Below are 3,305 nucleotides of genomic sequence, written 5' to 3'. Positions count from 1 at the left end.
GCACATGACCACGCCCAAAAGCAGCGAATGTGCCCGCCGCGAGAGACGCCCGGTGAAATCCGCCACAAGGTCCCAGGCGACGATAAGGATGGAGACCAGGGCAAGATTGGCCAGCAGTGAGTGCCAGATCTCGGTCATGACTTTTCCGGCTCGGTTTTTCCGACAAATACCGGCAAAACCTATCCGAGGTCTAAAGAGGGAGCGGAACCGGCCTAGTTTGCGGGGTGGTGAGCGCTTGGCGAAGGGCAGCGATCGACCGTCAAAGTGGCCTGATCGTGTCTGGCCTGCATCGCCCGTGGCCGAGCATTGTCGGGCAATGCTCAAGCTGCGCTCCACATCGAGGTTGCCGACGTTTTGTTGCTTTACACTGGCGACCGCTTCGGGCAGTAGGCCGGTGAGCTTGCCGCCGGCTGCCAGGTGGGCCACATCAGCGGGCAAACTGCCACAACGACATGCAGATTCGGGCCTCGGCGACGGCCTGCGGCTGCGGGCCGCGGCAAGCCGCTGTTTCCGTCTACAAGCCGCTTGCACTGAAGCTGGTTTTTGCTGTGCCGTTCAGCAACGGCGTAGTGGCGCTGGAGTACCGACGCACAGAGCCGAAGAGCTGACCCGAGGATTTCAGTCCGCGCGCTACTTCTGCCGGAAGGCCGTATGCAGCGACGTGGTCAGCGGCCCCAGAATGTAGTCCAGCGCGGTGCGTTCCTCGGTGACGATCATGACCTGCGCCGGCATGCCGGGATAGAGCTGGATCTGCGGCGCGGCGGCGAGTTCCTGCTGATTCACCGCCACGTCGGCAACGTAATAGGGAAAGCCGGTCTTGGCATCGGTGACGCGATCCGCCGAGACGCGGGTGACGCGGCCGTGGATGACCGGCGTCGTGCGCTGCTTGTACGAGGTGAAGCGGACCTCGGCAGTCATATCGGCGCGCAGGCTGGATATGTCCTCGACCTTGACCTGCGCTTGAACGATCAGCGAATTCCTGGTCGGCACGATATCCAAAATGGTCTGGCCGGGCGCGACGATCGCGCCGGTCGAAAAGACGGTCAAGTCCATCACCTGGCCGTCATAGGGTGCGCGCACTTCGGCGCGGTCCACCGTGGCCTGTGCGGCAAACATCTTCGGCACCAGATCGGCAAGGTTCGACTGGGTGTCGATCAGCATGGCCGAAAGTTTTGCGCGACGCTCGTTGGTGAGCTGCGCGATCTGGCTTTCGAGTTCGGCCTTGCTCTGGCGATTTCCGGCGATCTCGCCGAGCGCCTGGTCGATCAGGCCCTGCAGATCGGAGGCCGAGCGGTCGAGCTCCAGGATACGCGGCTTCGTCGTCAGTCCCGCCTTCAGCAGCTTGTTGAGGCTTGCCTTTTCGTCGATCGTCGACTTGAGCTGCGCGCGAAAGGATTCGACGCGCGCCTGCTTGCCATCGATCTGCTCGTCGAGCTCGGCGATGCGCTTCTGCAGGATCTGCCTGGCGCCGGCCATCGAGGCGCGCTGGCTCTCGAGGTCGGCAATCTGGTTGGCCATGGCGTCCTGCAGATAGGCCTGGTGCTCGGCGGTGATGTCGTTCGGGAAGGCAACCGCCTCATGGCCGTCCAGCTCGGCGCGGATGCGGGCATCGGTGGCGCGCAGCAGCGCATATTGCTGGGAATAGAGGTTGAATTCCGACCGGGCGCGGGTATCGTCGAGCAGCACCAGCACATCGCCGGCCTTGACGATGTCGCCATCCTTGACCCGGATTTCCTTCACCGTGCCGCCATCGAAATGCTGGACGCTCTTGCGGTTGCCTTCGACCTTCACCACCGCATCGGCAAGCACCGCGCCATTGAGCGGCGCGACCGCGGCCCAGCCGCCGAACACGCCGAAGAAGGCGGCGATGATGAGCAGGCCGATCCACACCGGTGCCCGGATCGAGTCCGCATTGGCGCCCGCATCTTCGGTGCCGGCGAGGTTGCGATAGGTAGCGGCGATATCGGTCATTGGGCCGCCACCGTGATCGGTGCCGCGCGCTGGTTGAGCAGCGCCACGATCTCGTTTCTCATGCCGAAGGCTTCGACCGCGCCATCCCGCAAGAGCAGGATCTTGTCGACATTGGCCAAAGTCGAGGGCCGGTGCGAGACGATTATCACCGTGCTGCCGCGACGCTTCAGCTCCAGCGCGCATTCGGCCAGGGCGCGATCGCCGTCGGCATCGAGATTGGAGCTCGGCTCGTCGAGCACGATGAGGTTCGGCAGGCCGAAGACGGCGCGGGCAAGCGCGATGCGCTGCCGGTAGCCGCCGGACAGCACCGCCCCGCCCTCGCCGATCTGCGTCTCGTAGCCTTGCGGCAGCCGGATAATCATCTCATGCACGCCGGCGAGCCGTGCCGCCTCGATCACCTCGCGGTCGACATCGGTCTTGAAGCGGCCGATATTGGCGGCCACCGTATCTGAAAACAGTTCGATGTCCTGCGGCAGGTAGCCGATATGGTCGCCGAGCGCCTCCCTTCCCCACTGCGTCATGTCGGCGCCATCGAGCCTGACCGTGCCGCGGCTCGGCTGCATGATGCCGGCTAGGTGACGCGCCAGCGTCGACTTGCCGGCGCCGGAAGGGCCGACGATGCCGAGCGCCTCGCCTGCTTCGAGCCGGAACGACACATCGCGCAGCAGCACCTTCTGCAGGCTGGGAATGGCGAAGCTCAACTGCTCGACGGCGACCTTGCCGGAGGGCTTCGGCAGGTTGAACGAGCGTTCGCCCTGCGCGCCGCCGTCCAGCAGCCTCTCGACCCTGCCAAGGGCGGCCCGCGCCAGGATCAGGCTGCGCCAGAGGCCGACGATCTGCTCGACCGGCTGCAGCCCCCTGCCCAGCAGCAGGCTGGCCGCAAACATCGAGCCGCCGGTGATCTGCCGCTCGATCACCAGATAGGCGCCGAGGCCGAGGATAAGCGACTGCATGGTGAGGCGCAGGAAGCGGATCAGCCCGGACATGACCGCTGCCCGGTCGCTCGCCCGCCCCTGCTGGCCTAGCGCCAGGCCGCGATCGCGCCCCCAGCGCCGGACGAGGCCGTCGATCATGCCCATGGCGCGGATGACTTCCGCGTTCCTGAGGCTCATTTCGGTGAAATTGTAGTTGGCCGTGGCAAGGTCGTTGGCCTGCTTCAGCGGCGCCCGCACGATATATTCGTTGAGCACCGCCATGGCGATGAGAAGCAGCGAGGAGCCCAACGCGAAGAAGCCGAGCCAGGGATGCAGGAGGAAGATGATGCCGATATAGATCGGCGACCAGGGCAGGTCGAACAGGGCATGGATACCGCTGCCGGTGATCACCTGCCGGAA

At 65.0% G+C, this 3,305-nt stretch carries 2 protein-coding genes; both read right to left on the bottom strand.

Annotated elements, in window-relative coordinates:
• Positions 1-630: 630 nt before the first annotated feature.
• Entirely contained in the window at positions 631-1,971 is a 1,341-nt protein-coding gene (locus tag EOA60_RS25150) for an HlyD family type I secretion periplasmic adaptor subunit (protein WP_095824821.1), read from the bottom strand.
• The coding region (locus EOA60_RS25145; protein ID WP_128312075.1) for a type I secretion system permease/ATPase at positions 1,968-3,305 on the bottom strand (1,338 nt) is incomplete at its 5' end. The genes EOA60_RS25145 and EOA60_RS25150, both read right to left, overlap by 4 nt.

Source organism: Mesorhizobium sp. M1A.F.Ca.IN.020.06.1.1 (genome assembly GCF_004023265.1).
Classification (GTDB): domain Bacteria; phylum Pseudomonadota; class Alphaproteobacteria; order Rhizobiales; family Rhizobiaceae; genus Mesorhizobium.
The sequence above is the reverse complement of the archived record's forward strand: the minus strand, read 5'-3'. Positions and strand labels throughout refer to the sequence as shown.